General features: G+C 59.6%; 21 protein-coding genes. 12 read left to right on the top strand and 9 right to left on the bottom strand.

Annotation, left to right across the window (positions count from 1 at the left end; translation table 11 throughout):
- Positions 1–99: 99 nt before the first annotated feature.
- Positions 100–2,151, bottom strand: a complete 2,052-nt coding sequence (locus ACYZT0_RS19805; RefSeq protein ID WP_462042636.1) for a putative bifunctional diguanylate cyclase/phosphodiesterase — start codon at positions 2,149–2,151, stop codon at positions 100–102.
- A 798-nt stretch (positions 2,152–2,949) separates the two neighbouring features.
- Between ACYZT0_RS19805 and ACYZT0_RS19800 the strand changes: the two genes are divergently transcribed.
- Complete coding sequence (locus ACYZT0_RS19800; RefSeq protein ID WP_462042635.1) at positions 2,950–3,198, top strand: DUF6124 family protein; 249 nt, start codon at positions 2,950–2,952, stop codon at positions 3,196–3,198.
- 116 nt (positions 3,199–3,314) lie between these two features.
- Here ACYZT0_RS19800 and ACYZT0_RS19795 read toward each other — a convergent pair whose 3' ends face one another.
- From ACYZT0_RS19795 to ACYZT0_RS19785, 3 genes are all read right to left on the bottom strand, one after another.
- Entirely contained in the window at positions 3,315–3,911 is a 597-nt protein-coding gene (locus ACYZT0_RS19795) for a superoxide dismutase (protein ID WP_074874062.1), read from the bottom strand.
- A gap of 176 nt (positions 3,912–4,087) precedes the next feature.
- Positions 4,088–4,690, bottom strand: a complete 603-nt coding sequence (locus ACYZT0_RS19790; protein ID WP_462042634.1) for a LysE/ArgO family amino acid transporter — start codon at positions 4,688–4,690, stop codon at positions 4,088–4,090.
- Between the two features lie 7 nt (positions 4,691–4,697).
- The gene (locus tag ACYZT0_RS19785) at positions 4,698–5,099 is read right to left on the bottom strand and encodes an ACT domain-containing protein (RefSeq protein WP_462042633.1); all 402 of its coding nucleotides are present in this window, start codon (positions 5,097–5,099) and stop codon (positions 4,698–4,700) included.
- Between the two features lie 96 nt (positions 5,100–5,195).
- Here ACYZT0_RS19785 and ACYZT0_RS19780 point away from each other — a divergent pair, with 96 nt between their 5' ends.
- The 3 genes from ACYZT0_RS19780 to ACYZT0_RS19770 all read left to right on the top strand — a co-directional run bounded on the left by ACYZT0_RS19780 (position 5,196) and on the right by ACYZT0_RS19770 (position 8,144).
- On the top strand, positions 5,196–6,089 hold the full coding sequence (locus tag ACYZT0_RS19780) for a LysR family transcriptional regulator ArgP (protein ID WP_462042632.1): 894 nt from the start codon (positions 5,196–5,198) through the stop codon (positions 6,087–6,089).
- 68 nt (positions 6,090–6,157) lie between these two features.
- On the top strand, positions 6,158–7,150 hold the full coding sequence (locus ACYZT0_RS19775; protein ID WP_462042631.1) for an NAD-dependent epimerase/dehydratase family protein: 993 nt from the start codon (positions 6,158–6,160) through the stop codon (positions 7,148–7,150).
- A 118-nt stretch (positions 7,151–7,268) separates the two neighbouring features.
- Positions 7,269–8,144: an ATPase gene (locus ACYZT0_RS19770; protein ID WP_462042630.1), complete on the top strand. Its 876-nt coding sequence runs from the start codon at positions 7,269–7,271 to the stop codon at positions 8,142–8,144.
- A gap of 136 nt (positions 8,145–8,280) precedes the next feature.
- Here ACYZT0_RS19770 and ACYZT0_RS19765 read toward each other — a convergent pair whose 3' ends face one another.
- Together ACYZT0_RS19765 and pobA are read right to left on the bottom strand one after the other, a co-directional pair.
- Positions 8,281–9,798 carry an MDR family MFS transporter gene (locus ACYZT0_RS19765; protein WP_462042629.1) on the bottom strand — a complete coding sequence of 506 codons (1,518 nt, stop codon included), beginning with the start codon at positions 9,796–9,798 and terminating at the stop codon, positions 8,281–8,283.
- 79 nt (positions 9,799–9,877) lie between these two features.
- Positions 9,878–11,062 carry a 4-hydroxybenzoate 3-monooxygenase gene (gene pobA, locus ACYZT0_RS19760; RefSeq protein ID WP_462046607.1) on the bottom strand — a complete coding sequence of 395 codons (1,185 nt, stop codon included), beginning with the start codon at positions 11,060–11,062 and terminating at the stop codon, positions 9,878–9,880.
- 188 nt (positions 11,063–11,250) lie between these two features.
- Here pobA and ACYZT0_RS19755 point away from each other — a divergent pair, with 188 nt between their 5' ends.
- Positions 11,251–12,147 carry a helix-turn-helix domain-containing protein gene (locus ACYZT0_RS19755; RefSeq protein WP_462042628.1) on the top strand — a complete coding sequence of 299 codons (897 nt, stop codon included), beginning with the start codon at positions 11,251–11,253 and terminating at the stop codon, positions 12,145–12,147.
- A gap of 9 nt (positions 12,148–12,156) precedes the next feature.
- On the opposite strand, the gene ACYZT0_RS19750 is transcribed toward ACYZT0_RS19755, so the two are convergent.
- Together ACYZT0_RS19750 and ACYZT0_RS19745 are read right to left on the bottom strand one after the other, a co-directional pair.
- Positions 12,157–12,378, bottom strand: coding sequence for a hypothetical protein (locus ACYZT0_RS19750; RefSeq protein WP_462046659.1), 222 nt, complete (start codon positions 12,376–12,378; stop codon positions 12,157–12,159).
- Positions 12,379–12,552: 174 nt separating this feature from the next.
- On the bottom strand, positions 12,553–13,458 hold the full coding sequence (locus ACYZT0_RS19745; RefSeq protein ID WP_462042627.1) for a LysR family transcriptional regulator: 906 nt from the start codon (positions 13,456–13,458) through the stop codon (positions 12,553–12,555).
- 114 nt (positions 13,459–13,572) lie between these two features.
- On the opposite strand from ACYZT0_RS19745, the gene ACYZT0_RS19740 reads away from it, so the two are divergent.
- Both ACYZT0_RS19740 and ACYZT0_RS19735 read left to right on the top strand, forming a co-directional pair.
- On the top strand, positions 13,573–14,454 hold the full coding sequence (locus ACYZT0_RS19740) for an MBL fold metallo-hydrolase (protein WP_462042626.1): 882 nt from the start codon (positions 13,573–13,575) through the stop codon (positions 14,452–14,454).
- Between the two features lie 41 nt (positions 14,455–14,495).
- Positions 14,496–15,110, top strand: coding sequence for an NAD(P)-dependent oxidoreductase (locus tag ACYZT0_RS19735; protein ID WP_462042625.1), 615 nt, complete (start codon positions 14,496–14,498; stop codon positions 15,108–15,110).
- A gap of 50 nt (positions 15,111–15,160) precedes the next feature.
- On the opposite strand, the gene ACYZT0_RS19730 is transcribed toward ACYZT0_RS19735, so the two are convergent.
- Positions 15,161–16,042: a LysR substrate-binding domain-containing protein gene (locus ACYZT0_RS19730; RefSeq protein ID WP_462042624.1), complete on the bottom strand. Its 882-nt coding sequence runs from the start codon at positions 16,040–16,042 to the stop codon at positions 15,161–15,163.
- Between the two features lie 159 nt (positions 16,043–16,201).
- Here ACYZT0_RS19730 and ACYZT0_RS19725 point away from each other — a divergent pair, with 159 nt between their 5' ends.
- The 5 genes from ACYZT0_RS19725 (at position 16,202) to ACYZT0_RS19705 (ending at position 22,515) form a co-directional block, all read left to right on the top strand.
- A complete protein-coding gene (locus ACYZT0_RS19725) occupies positions 16,202–17,839 on the top strand; it encodes a 5-guanidino-2-oxopentanoate decarboxylase (RefSeq protein WP_462042623.1) in 1,638 nt (545 codons plus the stop codon).
- An 8-nt stretch (positions 17,840–17,847) separates the two neighbouring features.
- Complete coding sequence (locus tag ACYZT0_RS19720) at positions 17,848–19,296, top strand: aldehyde dehydrogenase family protein (RefSeq protein WP_462042622.1); 1,449 nt, start codon at positions 17,848–17,850, stop codon at positions 19,294–19,296.
- A 218-nt stretch (positions 19,297–19,514) separates the two neighbouring features.
- The gene (locus ACYZT0_RS19715; protein ID WP_462042621.1) at positions 19,515–20,618 is read left to right on the top strand and encodes an ABC transporter substrate-binding protein; all 1,104 of its coding nucleotides are present in this window, start codon (positions 19,515–19,517) and stop codon (positions 20,616–20,618) included.
- A 143-nt stretch (positions 20,619–20,761) separates the two neighbouring features.
- Positions 20,762–21,670 carry an ABC transporter permease gene (locus ACYZT0_RS19710; protein ID WP_462042620.1) on the top strand — a complete coding sequence of 303 codons (909 nt, stop codon included), beginning with the start codon at positions 20,762–20,764 and terminating at the stop codon, positions 21,668–21,670.
- Entirely contained in the window at positions 21,667–22,515 is an 849-nt protein-coding gene (locus ACYZT0_RS19705; RefSeq protein ID WP_309674829.1) for an ABC transporter permease, read from the top strand. The genes ACYZT0_RS19710 and ACYZT0_RS19705 overlap by 4 nt, the downstream gene beginning before the upstream one ends.
- The last annotated feature ends 1 nt before the right edge of the window (position 22,516 follow it).

Here is a 22,516-nt window from a genome sequence, read left to right as displayed (position 1 = left end):
TCTTATTCGCGCGGGAGTTGTGTCGTAGATCTAGAGATCGCAGCCTCGTTTCACTCGACAGCTGCTACAGAGTGAAACGAGGTTGCGATCTTGTGATGTTTACAAAATGGCCGCGTTACTGCGCTGAGCCTGTTTCAGATACGCGCTCAATTCCCGCGCCGGCAGCGGCTTGCTGTAGAGATAGCCCTGACCTTCGTGACAGCCTTCGGAGATGATATAGGCCTCTTGCTCGGCGGTTTCCACGCCTTCGGCAATCACCTGCATGCCCAGGCTCTTGCCCAGCTGGATGATGGCCCGAACGATGGTCGCATCGTCGTCGTCATCGAGCAGATCCTGAACGAAGCTCTTGTCGATCTTGATCTTGTCCAGCGGCAGGCTTTTCAGATAGCTCAATGACGAGTAACCCGTGCCGAAGTCGTCGATCGCGATCAGAGCACCGGAGCGGCGCAGGCTGAGCAGGTGCTGGGCGGCCGTGCTGATGTCTTCCATCAGGCCGGTTTCGGTGACTTCCAGCTCCAGGCTGCGGGGCGGCAGGCGATACATCTGCAGCAGGTTGTTGACCACCCGTGGCAACTCGGCGTGGTGCAGCTGCACCGTGGACAGGTTCACCGCCATGCGCAGGTCGACAAAACCCTGGTCATGCCAGTCGCGCAATTGCTTGCACGCCTGATCCAGCACCCATTCACCGATGGCGATGATGGTGCCGTTCTGCTCGGCCAGGGGGATGAACAAGTCTGGCGGAACCAGCCCGTGCTCTGGATGCTGCCAGCGAATCAGCGCCTCGACACCCACCACCCGGTGATCGCGATAGCTGATCTGCGGCTGGTAGACGAGGTACAACTGGTTACGGGCCAAGGCGTCGCGCAGGTCTTTTTCCAGCTCGCGACGTCGGCGCATCTCGGTGTCGACGCTGGCGATATAGAACTGATAACGGTTGCGCGAGCGAGTTTTGGCCAGGGTCATGGTCTGCTCGGCTTTTTGCAGCAGTTTCTCGGTGCTGTCACCGTCCTCGGGGAACAAGGTGATGCCGATGGTGGCGCGCAGGCGAATCTCTTGATGGTCGAGGGCGAACGCCGCTTCCAGGTCATCGAGAATGCTTTGGGCCAGTTCGGCCGCTTCGTAGGGTTGTTCGATATCGGCCTGAACCAGGGCGAACTGGTCGCCACCAAGGCGGGCGAGGGAGCCGAGGCGTCCGCTGTGAGCTCGCAGGCGATCGGCGAGGGCTAGCAGCAGTTGGTCACCGGTCTGGTAGCTGAATTGTTCGTTGATGCCCTTGAAGTCGTCCAGGCCGACTACCAATACCGCGACCCGACGTTGCAACTTGCCGGCGTCTACCAGGATTTTGTCCAGTTGCTGCTGCAATTGCTGGCGGTTCGGCAGACCGGTGAGGAAGTCGTACTGGGCCATGCGAAGCAGGCTGTTTTCCGCTTCGTGGCGCAAATGGGTGTTGCGCTCGATGGACGCGAGCAACTGGTTGGCGGTGCTGATCCAGATCCCCAATTCGTTCTTTTCATGCCCCTTGAGCAGCGGGATTTTGTGTTCGCTGGGGCGGTCCGGATTGATTTCCGTGAGGTGCTCGATGATTCGCGACAGCGGCTTGGTCAGCAGACAGTGATAGACCAGGTACAGCACCAGCCCCATGGCCATGGCACGCAATACGCCGGAGATGAATATGATCACCGAACTGACGATGAAACCCTGGCCGTAGGTGGCGGTGTCGAGCGTAATGCTCAGGTCGCCGTAATACTCGCTGTAAGGGCCGCGACCCACCAGTTGGGTGGTGAAGGTGCGTTCCTTGCCGAGGATCAGGTCGGTCAGCCAGCGACTGTCGGAATGCTGCAACTCGCGAGACTTTTGCGCGAGCATGGCTTCGTTGGGATGGCCAATGGAGGCCTTGCGCACCGCGTCGTCTTGAAACAGGCCTTCGATCACCTGCATGCCCATCTCGCGGTCCAGGCTGTAGACGGCCTGGGTCGAGGGGTCGCGGAACATGTCGAGGATGCGTTGGGCATCGCTGGCCACGGCCTGGCGTGTTTTATAGGCATCGAAAACGATCTGCGCGCAGCTCAAGACCACGCCGACGATCAATGCCGACAGGAGCACGACCCGGAGCAACTTCACCGACAAGCTGTTCTTGAGTTCCAGCTTCAAAGAGTCATTCCTTGTTCCGTGCGGGTAGCGTCAAGTTGCCATGAGTATTGGCAATCCCGTGATGGCAGTCAAAGGGACAATCAATCACATAGGGTTTTGCCTGTGGCTTGGCCGAAATGCTTTCGTTTGGAGTATTTGCGCTATTTGTACTGTGTCGGTTGTTGAGTCCTTCAACTTGAGGGGGATTTGGACTTATTTTCCGTTTGGTTGATGTTAGACGGCTGTAGCGTTGGGGCAAGGGGCTCAACGCTGGTTTCATCGTGGGAAATTGCCCTGGTTTCTGCGGATGTACCTTGAGCCGTTGTAGGAGCTGAGCTTGCTCGCGAAGACGGCCTGACAGCCGACTATTCACTTTCTGCCAAACATCCATCCCGTGTGGGAGCGAGCTTGCTCGCGATGACGGCAGCACATTCAACATCTTTGTGACTGACAAATCGCTATCGCGAGCAAGCTCGCTCCCACAGGTCCGCTTTTATGTTTATTGAACTGTAAAAACGCCAGACCTTTCCCACGCAGTTTTCAGGTTGCCTGTCGGAAGCGGGGTCAATAACCTTTGGCTGTCGCTGAACACTCAGCGATCGGGTGTGAGAACCCGGCAACTTATGGTCATACAGAGCCCGTACACGCATAATTGCCGCCAGCTTATCCTGTCGTAAATGCGTTATGGCGGCTGTGTGCGGGCAGACTTTTGTCTGGCCCGGGTGTCCATAACCGGTTTTCTCACCCCGCACATAGCTGCCACCTCTCCACCGCGTGAGAACGGTAAGTGGTGGCCCTCAACGCGTGAGGAGTTTTTCTATGGATAAATTAATCCCAGACCCACCCTACAGTCCGAGCTCCATGTTCATGATTTCCCCGGGCATGGACACCGAATCCCTCCTGGCCCACGCCTGTGAGTCATTGGCTTCAGCCAACGTCATGGCGAGTGATTTCGCCACCTACCTGACCGGCTCCCAGCGCAGTACGGCGCTGGCCATTGCGCAGATCATCATGCTGGCGGACTTGGCGGTGAATCGCGCGTTGGATAACATTGATCCGCAGGAATAGGCATTCAGTCAGTTCTACTGCGTCATCGTTCTTCGTGAGCAGGCCTGACAGGCAACACATTTCCAGCGCCCAAAAAAAACCCGGCAAAAGCCGGGTTTTTTTGACTGGCGTCGATCTTAAGCGGTGAAGGTTTTACCTTCGAACTGCTCAGCCACGAATTTCCAGTTGACCAGGTTCCAGAACGCTTCGACGTATTTTGGACGAAGGTTGCGGTAGTCGATGTAGTAAGCGTGTTCCCAGACATCGCAGGTCAGCAGCGGGGTGTCGCCGTTGGTCAGCGGGTTGCCGGCGCCGATGGTGCTGGCCAGGGCCAGGGAACCGTCAGCCTTTTTCACCAGCCAGCCCCAACCGGAACCGAAGGTGCCGATGGAAGTCTTGCTGAACTCTTCCTTGAACTTGTCGAACGAACCGAAGGCTGCGTTGATCGCGTCGCCAAGTGCGCCGGTTGGTTGACCGCCGGCGTTTGGCGCCAGGCAGTTCCAGTAGAAAGTGTGGTTCCAGACCTGAGCGGCGTTGTTGAAGATGCCACCCGAGGAAGACTTGACGATTTCTTCCAGAGTCTTGCCTTCGAACTCGGTGCCTGGCACCAGGTTGTTCAGGTTCACGACGTAGGTGTTGTGGTGCTTGTCGTGGTGGTATTCCAGAGTTTCCTTGGAAATGTGCGGCTGCAAGGCATCGTGTGCGTAAGGCAGCGGCGGCAATTCGAAAGCCATGATGATTCTCCTAATCAGGTCAGTTGCGGTGAGCGCAAGGCCGATCACGGGCGGCCAGACAAGCGCCGGGGAGTTTGTACTCTTTGCGGCGCATCGGATCGGATCATAGCACCGGGGGTGCGGCATAACCACGCAACAACTGTGTGGGATAGAGGTTCCAGAGCCTTTTGGAATAATCAGGAGGTGACGATTAATTGAAAGGCCACTGTGAACATCATGACCGCCACCAACAGATCAAGGATTCGCCAAGTGCTTGGCCGAGCCAACCATGGCGCCAACCACGCCGCGCCGAGCGCCAGGGTGAAAAACCACAGCAACGACGCACTGGCCGCCCCTGCGACATAAGCGCCGGGCTCTGTTTGTTGTGCACCGAGGGAGCCGATCAACAGCACGGTATCCAGATAAACATGCGGGTTGAGCAACGTCACGGCCAGCGCGCTGAGCATCACCGCGCGCAGCGAACGCACGGTCTGGTTTTCACCTTGTTGCAGGCTCAGTTTCGAGCAGGCCCGACGCAACGCCAGGCTGCCATACCAAATCAGAAACGCCGCACCACCCCAACGGGCGATTGCCAGCAACGACGGGTTCTGCGCCAGCACCGTCGCCAGGCCGAATACCCCGGCGGCCACCAGCAAGGCATCGCAGGTCACGCAGAGTGCCGCCACGGGCAGGTGATGTTCGCGCCTAAGGCTCTGAGCCAACACAAACGCATTCTGAGTACCGATCGCCATGATCAGCCCCGCGGCCACCAACAGGCCGTTCACATAACTTTGCCACATAAGATGTTTACTCCGCGTTGGCCGCCAGATTCCGCAAAACGTGCAGGGCGCGTTCGGCATCGGCCTGGCCGACGAATAAATGGTCGTGGTAATAGCCGGCAATCACGTTGCAACTGATGCCGGCCTGGCCTAATGCCGTGGCGAACGCGGCGGTCAGGCCGACCGCCTCGAGGGCCGAGTGCACGTTCAAGGTGATCCAGGCCGCGACGTAATCGAAACTGAAGCCCGCCTTCTCGGCGTGGGAACGTTCCAGAATCACGGTCAGACCTTCCTGCTCGCGAAAGCTGCCGACAATTTCAAGGCCTGCTGGCAACTTGCCGTCGCGCAGGGTGCAGAACACGTATTCGCCGACGTTAAGTTGCGGGCTCATGCTGCGCAGCAGGGTTGCCAAAGAAGTTTCGCCAGCCATGTCGATGATCCTTGTTCAAGAGTTCTTGCTGGCCATTCTCCGGTGCAACGCTGTATAAGAAAAATCAATCATGCTGATCGCTCATTAGGAAAACTGATGTTCGACTATAAATTGCTTTCCGCCTTGGCCGCGGTGGTCGAGCAGGCCGGGTTCGAACGTGCTGCGCAGGTGTTGGGTTTATCCCAGTCGGCGATCTCTCAGCGCATCAAATTGCTGGAGTCGCGGGTCGGTCAACCGGTGCTGGTGCGGGTTACACCGCCGGCGCCGACCGAAATCGGCCGAAGACTGCTCAACCATGTGCAGCAGGTGCGTTTGCTGGAACGAGACTTGCAAACCCTGGTGCCGGCACTCGACGAAGAAGGCCTGCCGGAACGTCTGCGCATCGCTTTGAATGCCGACAGCCTCGCCACGTGGTGGGCCGTGGCGGTCGGGGATTTTTGTGCGCAGCAGCATCTGCTGCTTGATCTGGTGGTCGAAGACCAGACCGTCGGCCTCAAACGCATGCGCGCCGGTGAAGTCGCGGCGTGCGTCTGCGCCAGTGAGCGACCGGTGGCCGGCGCGCGAAGCGTTTTGCTGGGGGCCATGCGCTACCGTGCGTTGGCCAGTCCGGCGTTCATTGCTCGGCATTTTCCTGAAGGTGTGCGCGCCGATCAGTTGTCGAAAACGCCTGCGCTGGTCTTTGGCCCGGACGATTTCCTACAGCATCGCTACCTCGCGTCCCTCGGCGTCGATGGCGGATTCGAACACCATCTATGCCCCTCGTCCGAAGGCTTCATCCGCCTCTCAGAAGCGGGACTCGGTTGGGGCCTGGTGCCTGAACTGCAAGTCCGCGAGCAACTGGAGCGCGGCGTATTGGTGGAGCTTTTGCCAGATAAGCCGATCGATGTGCCGCTGTACTGGCATCATTGGCGCAATGGCGGTCAGTTGCTGGGATTACTGACCGACCAGTTGGTACGCTCGTCAAAGCAATGGCTGGTGCCGTTGGACTGATGGGCAGCGTCAAGTCCTCACGCCCTACGCAATATGCAAAACGCAAAACGAAATATTCGGAGCAATTCATGAAGATTCTGGTCACCGGCGCAAGCGGCTTCATCGGCGGGCGCTTTGCGCGTTTTGCTCTGGAGCAAGGCCTGGACGTGCGGGTCAACGGTCGCCGGGCCGAAAGTGTGGAGCATCTGGTGCGCCGTGGCGCCGAGTTCATCCAGGGAGACTTGAGCGACCCGGAATTGGCGCGCGACCTGTGTTCAGACGTCGAAGCCGTGGTGCATTGCGCCGGCGCGGTCGGCTTGTGGGGGCGTTATCAGGACTTTCATCAAGGCAACGTGCAGGTCACCGAAAACGTGGTCGAGGCCTGTCTGAAACAGCGGGTCCGGCGACTGGTGCACTTGTCGTCGCCGTCGATCTACTTTGATGGCCGCGATCACGTGGGACTGACCGAAGAACAGGTGCCCAAGCGCTTCAAGCATCCCTATGCCGCGACCAAATACCTGGCCGAGCAAAAAGTTTTCGGCGCTCAGGAGTTCGGCCTCGAAACCCTGGCCCTGCGCCCGCGTTTCGTGACGGGGGCCGGCGACATGAGCATCTTCCCGAGGTTGCTGAAAATGCAGCGCAAGGGACGGCTTGCCATCATCGGCAACGGCCTGAATAAGGTTGATTTCACCAGTATGCAGAACCTCAACGAAGCGTTGCTCAGCAGTTTGCTGGCCAGCGGTTCGGCCTTGGGCAAGGCCTACAACATCAGTAACGGCACGCCGGTACCGTTGTGGGACGTGGTCAATTACGTGATGCGCAAGATGGAAGTCCCACAGGTCACCCGCTACCGTTCCTACGGTTTGGCCTACACCGTGGCGGCGCTCAACGAGGGGGTGTGCAAGGTGTGGCCCGGTCGTCCCGAACCGACCCTGACGCGACTGGGCATGCAGGTTATGAACAAAAATTTCACCCTGGACATCAGCCGCGCCCGGCATTATCTGGACTACGATCCCAAAGTCAGTCTCTGGACCGCCCTCGATGAATTCTGCGGCTGGTGGAAGGCCCAGGACATTCGCTGACGGGCAGGTTAGAGCCGCAACACTGAACCGGTTTCGGGGTTGAGGGTCAATCGATGCGGCAGTGGGGGTTATACTGCGCCGCATCAAGCCATCACCGCGTTCCACAAAGGTTGACTCAATGTCCATGCGTAACGATGCCAACGACGACTTCGACGATGTACCGAGCCTGCGTGCCAAAAGCTTCGACGACGATGATTTTCCGACCAGCGCTCGAACCTCCGTACATTCCCGGACCGCGCCAGTAGTCAACGTCAAAAGCGCGAGCACCGGCCCGCTGTGGGCGCTGGTCGGCGCCTTGTTCTTTGCTTTTGCAGGCCTTGCCTGGTGGAGCTTTCAGCAGCTCTCGCTGATGGAACAGCAATTGGTGGCGACCCAGGAAAGTTTCGCGCGTATCAGTGAAGACGCGGCGGGGCGCTTGCAGGACATTTCCGGCAAGGTTGTAGCCAGCCAGACCAATGTCAGCAGCGACAGCGAAGCCTTGAAGCTGCAAATCAAACAGCTGGAAAGCAAACTCCAGGATCAAAGCAAACAGCAGCAAGGCGTTGTCGGCCAGACCACCGAACTGGACAAGCGTCTGGCGCAGATGACCGCACAAACCACCGATCTGGATAAGCGCCTGGCGCAGATGACCGCGCAAAGCACTGAACAACAGACCACCAACACTCAATTGCAGGCGCAGGTCAAAGTGCTGAACAGCGAGTTGGCCGCGCTGAAAAGCGCGCCGGAGGACACCAGATTCGACGCGCAACTTAAAAGCCTTGGCGCCGACATCGTTGCACTGAAGAAACAAGGCAACCCGAGCGCCGCCATCGAGCGTCTGGAGCAGGAAGTCATTGTCCTCAAAAGCCAACAGGACAACCGCCCGGCCGCGACGCCAGGCGGGACCAACACCGCCGAATTCGACGCTTTCCGTGGCCAGGTCACCCGCAACATCAACACCCTTCAAGCGCAGATCCAGAATCTGCAGCAGCAGCTTCGCGCTCGGGGGCAATAGCCCTCCACCACAATTTGATCGTTCCCACGCTCTGCGTGGGAATGCCTCAATGGACGCTCTGCGTCCGCTTCGGCAGGGACGCGGAGCGTCCCGGGCTGCATTACCACGCAGAGCGTGGGAACGATCGGCGGAGGGGTTATAGGACTTTGTCCTCACGCCCACGCAACACCCTATTCGGCATCGCAATCGCTGCCGCCAGCCCCAGCAGCGATACCGCCGCGCTGACCATCAACAAATGCCGAAAGGTCAGCAGCAGTTCGGCGCGCAAGGCGTTTTGCGCATCCCCCTGCGCGGCGTTCAAGCCGTCGAGCAGCACATTCCCCGAACTGCCCTCTGCAATCATCGAAGAGCCTGCCAGGTGAGCGAAACTTGAGTCCTGCAACAACGCCAACAGCAGTGCTGACATCAACGCCACACCCACCGCGCCGCCCAGTGAGCGAAACAGGTTGGTGGTGCTGGTGGCGACGCCGATATCCCGCTGTTCCACCGAGTTCTGCGTTCCGACCAGGGAGGTCGGGAATTGCATGCCGCTGGCGATCCCGCTGAGCAACATAAACAGACTACTGAGCACAACGGCCTGGGGAGGACTGAACGCCATACCGAGAATCGCGATCGGCATGAGCAGGGCGCCGGTCAGGATCATCGGTTTGTAGCGTCCGGTCACTGAGGTCCGGCGGCCGGCGAAATAGGCGCCGATCGGCAAACCCATCGCCAGCGGCAACAGGTGCAACGCGGCGCTGTCGGCCCCGGCGCCGGTAACGCTCTGGAAGCGCAGCGGTATCAGCACAATCAGCGAGATCGCCTGGAAACTGGTGAAGAAAATCGTGCACCAACACAGGATCGCATGGCGGTTGGCGAACAAATGCATTGGTAACAACGGCTCCCGCGCCCGGCGTTCATGCCAGACGAACAGCGCCAATACCAACACCGCACAACCGAGCAGGCCCAACACGTGTGCACTGCGCCAAGAATGGCCCTGACCGACCTGGGTGATGCCCAGCAACAAGGCGGTCAAACCGATGATCATCAGCAATGTGCCAAGGTAATCGATGATCGGTTTGCGTTGTGGCACTGGCAAACCCACCAACGTGCGATTGGCCACCAGCCAGGCACCGAGGCCCAACGGAAGATTGATCAAAAACACCCAGCGCCACGACAAGTACTCGGTCATGTAGCCACCGAGCACCGGGCCGGCCACGCTGGCCACGGCGTACATGCTGCTGAAATAACCTTGATAACGACCGCGCTCCCGGGGTGGGACGATGTCACCGATGATCGCCTGGCTGACCGAAATCATCCCGCCAGCACCAATGCCCTGAAGAATCCGCGCCAGCACCAGTTGCTCCATGCTCTGGGCCATACCGCAGAAAAACGAAGCAATCGTGAACAACCCCATGCCAAACAGCATTAACGTGCGGCGACCGTACAGATCGCCCAGTTTGCCGTAGATCGGCACGGCCACCGTCATCGCCACCATGTAGCCGGAAATCACCCAGGCCAGCAGGCTGACATCCTTGAATTGTGCGGAAATGGCCGGCATCGACACGGCGACGATGGTCTGGTCCAGCGCGCCCAGAAAGATCGCGAGCATCAGGGCGATCAACACGCTGCGAATGGCCGGTTTGGGCGTTTCAGGCTGGTTGAGATTGGTCACGGGTTAAAACCTGCGGGCAGTGATTGACCCGCAAGAGCAAGGCGAGCGGGGATGCTCGCCAGTGTAGGTCGGTAGCAGGCTATTCGATAGCCTCATAAGGAAGGCCGACGTAATTTTCTGCAATGGTTTTTCTGCCGGCCTCGGAGTCGACGAAGTAAGCAAGTTCCGACTCGGCGATGCGCTGACTGAAGGCGTCGTGATCATCGAAGCGGTGCAGCATCGAGGTCATCCACCAGGAAAATCGTTCGGCTTTCCACACCCGGCGCAAACAGACCTCGGAGTATTTCTCCAATAAATCCACGCGGCCTTCTCGGTAAACCTTCAGCAGAATAGTGAACAGCGTACTGACGTCGCTGGCCGCCAGGTTCAGGCCCTTGGCGCCGGTGGGCGGGACGATATGCGCGGCGTCACCGACCAAAAACATCCGCCCGTACTGCATCGGTTCAACGACAAAGCTGCGTAACGGCGCGATGCTTTTTTCGATGGAAGGTCCGGTGACCAACGACTCTGCCAACGCGCAAGGCAGACGGGACTTGAGTTCATCCCAGAAGCGTTGATCGGACCAGTCCTCGACTTGATCAAAGGCAGGCACCTGAAGGTAGTACCGGGTGCGGGTCGCCGAACGCATGCTGCATAAGGCAAAACCGCGTTCGTGGCGGGCGTAGACCAGTTCTTCGTGAACGGGCGGCGTGTCAGCGAGGAAGCCGAGCCAGCCAAACGGGTAGATCCGCTCAAAGACTTTCAGGCACTCGGCGGGAATCGACTGCCGAGTCACGCCATGGAAACCGTCGCACCCGGCGATGTAGTCGCAATCGAGTCGATACAGCTCGCCGTCCTTTTCAAACGTCACGAACGTCTCTTCGGTTTTCATCCCATGGGGAACGACGTTGCCTGCTTCGTAAATCGTCTGCGCACCGGCCTCCCGACGAGCGGCCATGAGGTCGCGGGTGACCTCGGTCTGGCCGTAGATCATCACCGTTTTGCCACCGGTCAGGGTTTGCAAATCGATGTGTACCCGGCGCCCGTCGAGAGCCAGTTCGAAACCTGCGTGGACCCATCCCTCGGCGTCCATGCGCTGCCCCACCCCGGCTTGGCGCAACAGCTCTACCATGCCTTGTTCGAGGACGCCGGCACGGATTCGTCCGAGCACATAGTCCGGGGTCTGGCGTTCGAGAATGAGGGTGTCGATGCCGGCGTTATGCAGCAATTGGCCGAGCAGTAAACCGGAGGGGCCAGCGCCGATGATGGCGATTTGAGTTTTCAGCGTTTTCATTGTTTTAAGGACTCGCAAGCGCCACGCGACCAAGGCCGGTGAATTATTTTTATGGATGGAGTGCTTGCATTTTTCCCCCGCGAGTCTGTCAATTGAAGGGGAAAACTGAGCCGATACCTGTACATTCTGCCAATCGGTGCGATTATCGCCCGCTACCCTCCGAGGCCTGGATTGAAGTGATGAACAAGCCTGACCTACCTTCGATTCCAGTGTTCAAGCTCTACGGTGAAAGCCTGGATTGGCCGACCCCGGACTTGCTGCACTGTGAAACCATTTCCAAACGCAGCCGCGAACATCAATGGGAAATCAAACCCCACCGCCACGCCGATTTGTGCCAGTTGCTCTTCGTATTCAAAGGTCAGGCAGAGCTTGAAATCGAAGGCAAACGTACGCAACTGACCGAGCCGGCGATCCTGGTTTTGCCGCCGTTATCGGTGCATGGCTATCGGTTTTCCGAGGATGTCGAAGGGTTTGTGGTGACCTTGGCTGCGCCGCTGGTCGCCCATCTTCAGGCGCAACTGGGCAATGCCGTGAACGCCCTGGCTCAGGCCGAGAGTTATCCTGCGGGCAAGGAAGGCGAATACCTCAACAGCCTGTTTTCAGCGCTGCAAGACGAATACACCGGCCACCAACCGGCTCGCGAAATGCTCATGCATTCGCTGGTCAGCGTGATCATGGTGTGGGTTAGTCGCCAGGTGATTTCCCGCCGCAACGCCAGCCAGCGTCCGCAGCGTGCCCGGGAATACCTCAACGGTTTTATCCAACTGGTAGAAGAGACCTATCGCCAACACGTCAAGGTCGAGGACCTGGCCCATCGGCTGGGGATTTCCGTGTCCCACCTCAACGGCACGTGCCGTGAGCTGGCGGGACAACCGGCGTTGCAGATCATGCATGAGCGTCAGTTGCTGGAGGCCAAGCGCTTGCTGACTTACACCAGCATGACCATTTATGAGATGTCCGATGTATTGGGGTTCTCTGATCCGACCAACTTCACGCGCCTGTTCCGGCGTCGAGTGGGGATCTCGCCCAAGGCATTTCGCGACCGTTTGAAGGCCGATCAGGACAACGAGGCCTGATCCCCTTCGTTACCGGAGGGCGTTGAGGGTCGCATTGTGGGGAATGCAGCGCTCGAAGTTGCAGCTTGCGTATTCACGGGGCAGTTGTCGCAACTGCTCGACACGCCAGGCCGCTGTGCCATACAGCGCGAGCGTGGCCGCGCAGGTGATGAAAATGGCGAGGTATCTTCTTGTTTTGATGTTCATGGCGTTGACCTCTGAACGAATACCCTTCGGTACTACTTTCAGCATAGGTCAGCGCCAGTGAGTTGCCACCAAAGCGGCGTTTGCATGTAACCCCGTATTCAGAACGCTGATGTCCCCTTGTGGGAGCGAGCCTGCTCGCGAATGCGGTTAATCAATCAACAATGATGTTGACTGACCCGCCGCATTCGCGAGCAGGCTCGCTCCCACAAGGGGATACGGTTACAGGCCGATATCCCACGCCGGTTCTTCCGGAAATCTGAGCACTAGAAAATCCAGCATGCTGCGCAGTGTCGCCGGCATGTGTTTGCGTGAGGCATACACCGCGTAAACATTCATTTGCCGAGGTTCGGCGTGGGGGAGCAGGCGGATCAGTTCGCCGCTGTGGATATGCACGCCGGCTTGATAACTGGGCAGCATCGCCACCCCGGCGCCGGCCATGGCCGCGCGCAACAGTGTGCTGGCTTCGTTGGCGCTGATGTTGCCCTGCACCGGCACCGACACCTGCTCACCGTCCTCCTCGAAATGCCAAAGGCTTTTGCCGAAGTAGGAGTGGGTCAGGCAATTGTGCTGGCTGAGGTCCTCGACCCGCAGTGGCGTCGGGTGCTCGAGCAGGTAAGCGGGGGAGGCGCAGATCACCGAGCGGCAGACCGTCAGCCGCCGCGCGATCAGGTTCGGGTCCAGGTCGTTGCTGGTGCGAATCGCCAGATCGATGCGCTCATCCACCAGGTTCACCGTGCGGTCGAGCATCTGCATGTCGATGCTGACGCCGGGGTAACGTTTGACGTAAGCGGTCATGGCATCCGCCAGTTGTGCCTGACCGAACGACGTGCTGACGCTGATCCGCAGCAGGCCGCGTGGCGCATCGTCCGGTTCGCTGACGGCGGCTTGCATGTCCGTGGACAGGTCGAGCATTTGCCGACAACGGGGCAGGATTTCACTGCCGGCGGCGGTCAGGCTCAACTTGCGTGTAGTGCGGTGCATCAGGCGTGCGCCGACCCAATCCTCCAGCTCCGCCAGATAGCGCGAAACCACTGGCCGCGACAAGTCCAGATGATCGGCAGCGGCCGACTGGCTGCCGAGGTCAACCACCGTGACGAACACCCGCATTGCTTGTAGACGATCCATCATTTGCTCACTTTCAGAAACAAACTATGTTGCAGCATCGCATTTTTTGTACTGAGTCATGCAACTAAGCTCTGTCCCATCGCCAAGCATGGCATTCGGACAACGGAGCAACAGATGATCGGCTTCACCTCGCTTAAACGTATTTTGCTGGCCACCGCCACCCTCGGTTTCGCAGCCCACGCAGCGGCGGCATCGACCCTGACCCTGGATGTCTACAATCCGGGCGACAAGGCGATCTTCCCGGTGACCTCGGTGTTGGTCAGCGGCGAGAAAGACGCGATTTTGGTGGATGCACAATTTGGCAAATCCCAGGCCGAGCACGTGGTCGAAAAAATCCGCGCCAGCGGCAAGCAACTGACCACCATCTACATCAGCCACGGCGACCCGGATTACTACTTCGGCCTCGACACCCTGACCGCCGCATTCCCCAAAGCCAAAGTGCTCGCCTCGCAGCCGACCGTGGATCACATCAAAAAAACCGTCGACGGCAAACTGGCGTTCTGGGGCCCGAAAATGGGCACCGACGTACCGGCCAAAACCATCGTGCCCGATGTACTGAAGGGCGACAGCCTGATGCTCGAAGGGCAGAAGCTGCAGGTGGTGGGTCTTGAGGGCAAGCAACCGGACCGCACCTTTGTCTGGATCCCTTCGATCAAGGCCGTGGTCGGTGGCGTCGTCGTCGCAGAAAATATTCACGTGTGGATGGCCGACACCCAGACGCCGCAATCCCATGCCGATTGGCTGACTACGCTGCACGCCATCGAAACCTTGAAACCGACAACCATCGTGCCGGGTCATTACCTGGGTGAGAGCGCCCGTTCACTGGCCGCTGTGCAGTTCACCGCCGATTACATCAAGGCTTTCGACGAAGAAACCGCCAAGGCAAAAGACGCCGCCGCGCTGATCGCCGTGATGAAAAAACGCTACCCGACATTGGGTGAAGAAAGCTCGCTGGAACTGAGCGCCAAAGTCGCCAAGGGCGAGATGAAGTGGTAACCCGATTCACCCATTCACACTGATCCACACTGGAGAACGTCATGAGCAAGATCGCAATCATTGGTGCCACCGGTCGTGCCGGCAGCCAACTGCTGGAAGAAGCCCTGCGTCGTGGTCACAGCGTTACGGCCATCGCCCGCGACACCTCGAAGATCGGCCAGCGTCCCGGAGTGGTCAGCAACAATGTTGATGCGCTCGACGCCGAAGCCTTGCAAGCGGCAGTCGCTGGCCATGACGTGGTGATCAGCGCCGCGCACTTCACGACGCTTCCTGCCAGCGCCGTTGTCAGTCCGATGAAAAAGGCCGGCGTGAAACGTCTGCTGGTGGTGGGCGGTGCCGGTTCGCTGTTGCTGCCGGACGGAACCCGCGTCATCGACAGCGAGGGTTTTCCGCAGGAGTACAAGGCTGAGGCGGGTGCAGGTGCTTTGTTTCTTGAAAACCTGCGTCAGGAAAAGGAGCTGGACTGGACCTTTTTGTCGCCGTCGGCGGAGTTTGTTGAGGGTGAGCGTACGGGCACGTTTCGGATCGGCAAGGATGAATTGCTGGTGAGCAGTGCAGGGCGGAGCTGGATTACCTTCGCTGATTTTGCCATTGCGATGCTGGATGAAGTGGAAGTGCCGAAGCACGCTCGGCAGCGGTTTACAGTCGGGTATTGAGTTCACTGATCGTTCCCACGCTCTGCGTGGGAACGATCAGTTACTCGGCATCACCGCGCCTGTGCCTGCTCCACCAACCACCGCATCAGTTCCCTCAACTTCGGCGAAGGCCCGGGTTTCTCGGGAAAAACCAGGTAATACGCCAACCCTGTCTTCACCTTCAAGTCAAACGGCATGACCAGCCTCCCGGCACTCAAATCATCGCCAATCAACGACCAGTCCCCGATCGCCACGCCGGTCCCTTGGGACGCCATCGACATCGCCAAATCCAGCGTTTCGAAATGCTGACCCTTGCCGACATTGCTCAGACGAATGTCAGCCGTTGCCAGCCAGGCCTTCCAGTCCCGTTCATCCCGGGTCGGGTGCAGCAGCAGGTGCTGCTCCAGATCCTCCGGCGTCAGCAGCGGCACCGTCCCGTCGAGCAACGGCCTGGAACAGACCGGCGTCAGCTGTTCATCAAACAGGTGTTGGGACACTAATGAACCGTCCGGCGGTGCACCGTACATCACCGCTGCATCGAATTGCTCGCGATGAAAGTCCACTCCGTGTTTGACCGTGGTGGTTAATTCCACCGGCACGTCCGGGCGCTCCCTTTGCCACTGCAACAGCCGCGGCAATAGCCAGCGCATGACACACGTCGGTGCCTTGAGTTGCAGGGTTTCGCGCTTCTCGCCGATCTGCTCCACCGCCTCGTCGATCAAGCCGAAAATCTGCTGCACCCGTGGCAGCCACTCCCGTCCTTCGGCGGTCAGGTCAAGGCCTCGGGCCTGGCGGATGAACAGTTCATAACCCAGATGTTCTTCCAGCCCGGCGATCTGCCGACTCACCGCACCTTGGGTGATGTACAGCTGTTCGGCAGCCCGGGTGAAGTTGCAGCACTGCGCGGTGATCAGAAAAGTGTGCAGCGCCGGCAGGGGGGGCAGTCGTTTCATTGGGATCCAAGGTATGACGTGAGGACATGGCTAGTATGACTTTTTATCCATTGTTGCGGCTACGTGTCGCCCGTTCCAATGAGGCCATCCCTGGACCTGCCCACTCATCATAAACACTGCGCAGGCCCGGCGTCTCAAACGAACAAGAAGGGCAAAGACATGGCGACGTGCGGCGAAGTATTGGTCAAGTTACTCGAAGATTACGGGGTCGAGCAGGTGTTCGGCATTCCCGGGGTTCACACCGTGGAGCTGTATCGCGGGCTGGCCCGTTCGAGCATCAACCACGTCACTCCGCGTCACGAACAGGGCGCCGGTTTCATGGCCGACGGTTACGCTCGCACCAGCGGCAAGCCGGGTGTGTGCTTCATCATCACCGGCCCTGGCATGACCAACATCACCACCGCCATGGGCCAGGCCTACGCCGATTCGATCCCGATGCTGGTGATCTCCAGCGTGCAATCGCGCAGCCAGTTGGGCGGCGGTCGCGGCAAGCTCCACGAGCTGCCGAACCAGAGCGCATTGGTCGGCGGCGTGGCGGCGTTCTCCCACACCTTGATGTCCGCGGCTGAATTGCCGGGCGTGCTGGCCCGTGCTTTTGCCCTGTTCCAGGCCGGTCGTCCGCGTCCTGTGCATATCGAAATTCCGTTGGACGTGCTGGTAGAAGAAGCCGACGACCTGCTCAGCAGTCTCCCGGTGAACATCGACCGCGCCGGTGCCTCGCCGAGCGCTATCAGCCGCATGACCGCGCTGCTGGCCGGTGCCAAGCGCCCACTGATTCTCGCCGGTGGCGGCGCCATCGATGCCGCCGCCGAGTTGACTGAACTGGCCGAACTGCTGGACGCCCCGGTGGCCCTGACCATCAACGCCAAAGGCATGCTCGAGTCCAACCATCCATTGCTGATCGGTTCGACCCAGAGCCTGGTCGCCACTCGCGCTCTGGTGGCCGAGGCTGACGTGGTCTTGGCGATCGGCACCGAGCTGGCCGAGACCGATTACGACATCACCTTCGCCGGCGGTTTCGAGATTCCCGGCGTGCTACTGCGTGTGGACATCGACCCCGACCAGACCGTGCGTAATTACCCGCCGAAGGTCGCGTTGGTGGCCGACTCGCGCAACGCGGCTCAAGCCTTGCTGAGCGAACTGTCCCATCACTCGCTGGCCGAGCGCCGAAACGATTGGGGCCAGGTCCGTGCCGCACGCTTGCGAGACGAACTGGCCGCCACCTGGGACGCTCCGACCCTGGCCCAGACCCGCTTCCTGGAAACCGTCCTGCACGAACTGCCAGACGCGGTATTCGTCGGCGATTCGACCCAACCGGTGTACACCGGCAACCTGACGTTCAACCCGGAACGTCCGCGTCGCTGGTTCAACTCGTCCACCGGTTACGGCACCCTCGGTTATGCCTTGCCGGCGGCGATCGGCGCCTGGCTCGGCGGTAGCGTCGAAGGGGGGGGGCGGCCTCCAGTGGTGTGCCTGATTGGCGACGGCGGCCTGCAATTTACCCTGCCGGAACTGGCCAGCGCCGTGGAAGCGCGCACCCCGGTGATCGTCCTGCTGTGGAATAACCAAGGCTACGAAGAAATCAAAAAGTACATGGTCAACCGCGCCATCGAGCCGGTTGGCGTGGACATCTACACCCCGGACTTCATCGGTGTCGCCAAGGCGCTGGGCTGTGCAGCCGAAGCCATCAACGGTGTCGAGCAACTGCGCAGCGCACTGCGTGCCGCCGCCGATCGCCAGGGCCCGACCCTGATTGAAATCGATCAGACTTCGTGGATGAAGGCGGTGTCGAAATGAGTTTCCGCATGACTTTCCCAACGGCCCTCGACGGTCTGTTCATCGATGGCCAATGGTCGGCCGGCAATGAACATTTGCGCGTGATCAACCCGGCGACCGAAGCCCTGTTGACCACCGTTAATGGTGGCGATGAGCGGGCGGTCGATCAAGCCGTCACTGCTGCGACCAACGCTTTCAAGCAATGGTCGAAAACCACCGGCGCCGAGCGCGGCGCGATTCTGCGCAGAATCGCTGCGGGCGTGCAGGCCGGTCGCGAACAGTTGATGCACTTGCAGTCGAGCAACAACGGCAAACCACTGTTCGAAGCGGCCATCGACGTCGATGACGTGATCGCCACGTTCGAATATTACGCAGGTTTAGCCGAAGGTCTCGATGCCAGGCAGGACAGCAATGTCGAGTTGCCAACCGACGATTTCAGCGCTCGTGTGCGCCGTGAACCGTGCGGTGTTGTCGGTTTGATCGTGCCGTGGAACTTCCCGATGGTCACCACCGCCTGGAAACTCGCCCCGGCCCTGGCCGCGGGTTGCTGCGTGGTGCTCAAGCCGTCCGAAGTGACACCGCTGCCAGAACTGGAACTGGCGGCGATCATCGCTGAGGCCGGTCTGCCCAAGGGCGTGTTCAACCTGGTCTGTGGCACTGGCCTGGCCGTCGGCGCGCCGTTGTCGACCGATCCGCGCGTGGCCAAGATTTCCTTCACTGGCAGCAACGCCGTCGGCGTGCAGGTCATGCAACGCGCGGCGGAAACTGTCAAAGGCGTGAGCCTGGAATTGGGCGGTAAATCCTCGCTGTTGGTGCTCAAAGACGCCGACATCGAACTGGCCGTGGAAGTGGCCTGTGGCGGTGGTTTCTTCAACGCCGGGCAGATGTGTTCCGCCACCAGCCGTGTGCTGGTCGCTGATGAACTGGCGGACGAATTTCTTAGTCGTTTGGAGGCTCGCGCCGAAGCCATTCGTGTAGCCGACCCGTTCGATCCGAACGTGGAAATGGGCGCACTGGTCAATCAGGCGCAATATCAGCGCGTGCTGGGCCACATCGATCGCGGCTTGAGTGCTGGCGCCAAGCTGATATGCGGCGGCAATCGTCCGGCAGACCTGCCGCGCGGCTATTTTTTGCAGCCGACCATTTTCACCAACGTGCCTCTCGACAGTGCGTTGTGGTGCGAAGAGATCTTCGGGCCGGTGATCTGTGTGCGCAGTTTTGCCTCTGAAGCCGAGGCGATTGCCCTGGCCAACGACAGCCAGTTCGGTCTGGTGGCCAGCGTGGTCACTCGCGACGCCGAAGCGGCAGATCGGGTCGCTAACGCCTTGCAGGCGGGGCTTGTGTGGATCAATGCGCCGCAAGTAATCTTCCCGCAGACCGCCTGGGGTGGCTACAAACAGAGCAGCATCGGCCGCGAGTTGGGGCCGTGGGGTTTGCAGGCTTTCCAGGAAATCAAACATGTGATTCGGGCGGTCTGACGGCTCGAAAACGGTCAGTACATGCTTCTTGATGAGGCATGCACTGACGTCATGGCTACAATGAGTTTTTTTCGATAGTCAGGTGTGTTGCACGACCTCAGGATGAACCGGTCGGTTCAGCTAAAACCCTTTGAAACCGGGGGCTTTAAGCCGATCTGACCGCGCTGATGCAACGGTTGCGACCAACCTCATACTTACAAAAAAAAAGGGAGTCCTTCATGGGCGAGCATGATCTAAACAGACGTCAATTCATTAAAACCGTAGGCGTGGCGTCGGTAGCTGCGGCGGCTATGAGCATGCCCTTCATCCGGGCCAATGCCAGCGACACGCGCTTTCAGGGCAAGACTCTGCGCTTGCTGACCTGGTCCGATGACACGGGCCTTGCTGCACTGCGCAATATCGCGGCAACCTTCGAGGACAAGTACGGCTGCAAGGTCATCGCTGACCGCACCGGCAGCACCTCGGAAATGGTCGCCAAACTCAAGGCCGCTGGTGATCGTCCGCAGTACGACATCATCACCCTGGCCGGCGTAGGCGCCGAAGGGCTGGCCGCCGCCGGGCTGCTGGAAAAACCCGACCTCAACCGCATCCCCAACCTGGTCGATGTACCGGAAAAATACCGCACCGGCGCCAATGGCCACGGCATCGGTTACCTGCTCTGGTGCAACAGCCTGATCTACAGCACCCGCACCGTGAAAGAAGCGCCGCAGAGCTACGCCGCCCTGTGGGATGCCGACCTGTCGCCGAACATCTTCCTGCCGCCGCCGAACTGGACCGAAGCGATGGACCTGATCATCATCGCCGCCAAACTGGCCGGTGGTGACGAACACAACATTGAACCTGGCTTCAAGAAACTCGCCGAGCTCAAGGATCGCGTGGTGACCCTGGGTGAAAACCCGAACCAGATCGCCGAACTGTTCCGCACCGGTTCCCTGGACATGGGTGGCCTGTACGCGCCGGCATTCTTCCCGAAACAGATCCGCGACCCGGCTTACGGTCTGGGCGCTACGTTCGGCATGAAGGAAGGTTTCTACACCGACTTGATGCTCTCGGTCATGCCGAAGAATCGTCCGGGTGACACCGACCTGGTCTACGCCTTCATCAACCACTCTCTGGACCCCGTGGTGCAGGGCAAGATGGCTGAAGACATCTACAACGGTCCGGTCAACGCCAAGGCGATCATCTCCGCTGAAGCGCGCAAGAGCCCGTACATCCTCACGCCGGAGCAGATTGCCGAGAAAGCGATCATGCACGACAACGCCTTCCTGGCCACCGTGCATGACCAATGGATTCGTCGTTACACGGAAATCTTTTCTTCCTGATCTGAATCGCAGGGAGGTTCTTCGAACCTCATCGCGGGCAAGCCTTGCTCCTACAGGAGCAGCGCCGTACCTGTAGGAGCATGGCTTGCCCGCGATCGAGTGCGCAGCACTCGCCAAGATCTTCCATTGACGAGACCCTTGCTATGGAACACCAACCTCTGACTCATCCGGTCGCCGCCGCTCCATTGCGCACCAATCGGGGTGTTTCGCCGACGACGCGTGCCTGGTTTTTCCTCTCGCCGTCGATGCTGTTTCTGGGCGTATTGATCGCCGCCAGCCTCTTGGTCCTGCGCATGAGCGTGGGCACCAAGGGCGCGGAATGGACCGGGTTCAGCCTGGCCAGTTACGCCCAATTGCTGGAACCGTATTACCTCAAATCCTTGTTGCTGACCCTGCGTCTGGCGATGATCAGCGCGGTGATCGCGGTCGTGCTGGCGATTCCGGTGGCCTACACCATGTCGCGGCTGACCTCGCCGTTTGTGCGACGGATCTTCCTCGCCGCGGTGCTGCTGCCATTGCTGGTCAATCTGCTACTGCAAAGCTACGGCTGGCTGGTGATTCTCGGCCCGGGTGGAATGCTCAATCAGGCACTGATGGGACTGGGCCTGATCAAGCGCCCGATCATGCTGCTGTACAACCAGAACGGCGTACTGATGGGCCTGGTGCAAACCGCCTTTCCATTGGCCGTGCTGCCGATTGCCAGCGCCATGCGCGGTGTCGCTCGCACTTATGAAGAAGCCGCTGCAACCCTGGGCGCGAGTCGCTTTCAGGTGTTCCGCCAAGTGGTATTGCCGATGAGTATGCCGGGGATCATCACTGGCGCGACGTTGGTGTTCGCCTACAACGCCAGCAGCTTTGTGGTGCCTTTGCTGCTCGGTGGCCGACGCGTGCCGATGCTGGCCGTGATGGTCCATGACCAGATCGCCCCGTTGATGAACTGGCCCGCCGCCTCCGCTGCCGGTGTGGTGTTGATTGTCACCACGCTCGCGATCATGACCTTGTCCGAATACATCACTGGCCGTCGTCGGCGCATGCTGGAGGCTTCGCAATGAGCTCTGTGATCAAGAAACGTTATGGGCTGCTGCCCGGCGAGACCGGCAAGTTTGCCGGCATCCTGTCGGGCTTCATCCTGTTGCTGGCGGTGTTGCCGATCCTGACGATGATCGTCATGTCGTTCAGCGGTGCGTCGAACCTCGACTTCCCGCCGAGCAGCTACAGCCTGCAATGGTACAAGGCCGCCTGGAATACCTTTGTGTCGCCGGACTCAAGCGATGTGCTGAGCCTCGGCAAAGCCATGACCACCAGCCTGATGGTGGCGTGCCTGACCATGGTATTTGCAACGATTGTCGCGGTGCCGGCCGCTTACGCGCTGACCCGTTGCGAGTTCCGCGGCAAAGCCGTCGCGCTGCAACTGATGTCGTTGCCGTTGGTGTTTCCGATGGTGGTGTTGGGGCTGGCGTTGCTGCTGGTGTTCGACAGCCTGCCCTTCCAGATGACCACCTCGCGGCTGGTGATTGCTCACGTGATCCTGGCGTTACCGTTTGTGGTTAAGAACTGCACCGCAGCGATGCTCTCCATCGGCAGTGAAGTCGAAGAGGCCGCGCAGATGCTCGGTGCTTCGCCGACCCGGGCGATTATCGATGTGGTGGTGCCGCTGATGAAATCGGGGATTCTGGCGGGCATGCTGCTGGCGTTCATCGTCTCGTTCAACGAATTCACCGTGACCTATTTCCTCTACACCATCGACGTGATGACCGTGCCGATCTGGATGTACAGCCGCACCGTGTCTTCGCTCGACCCCACCGTTTTCTCGTTTGCCGTGCTGATCGTGCTGATCGACTTCGTCCTGATCTGGGCGTTGGAGAAGCTGGTCGGTGAAGGTGGCGTTTCGTTCTGAT

The organism is Pseudomonas sp. ZS1P83 (assembly GCF_054897825.1).
The sequence above is the reverse complement of the archived record's forward strand: the minus strand, read 5'-3'. Positions and strand labels throughout refer to the sequence as shown.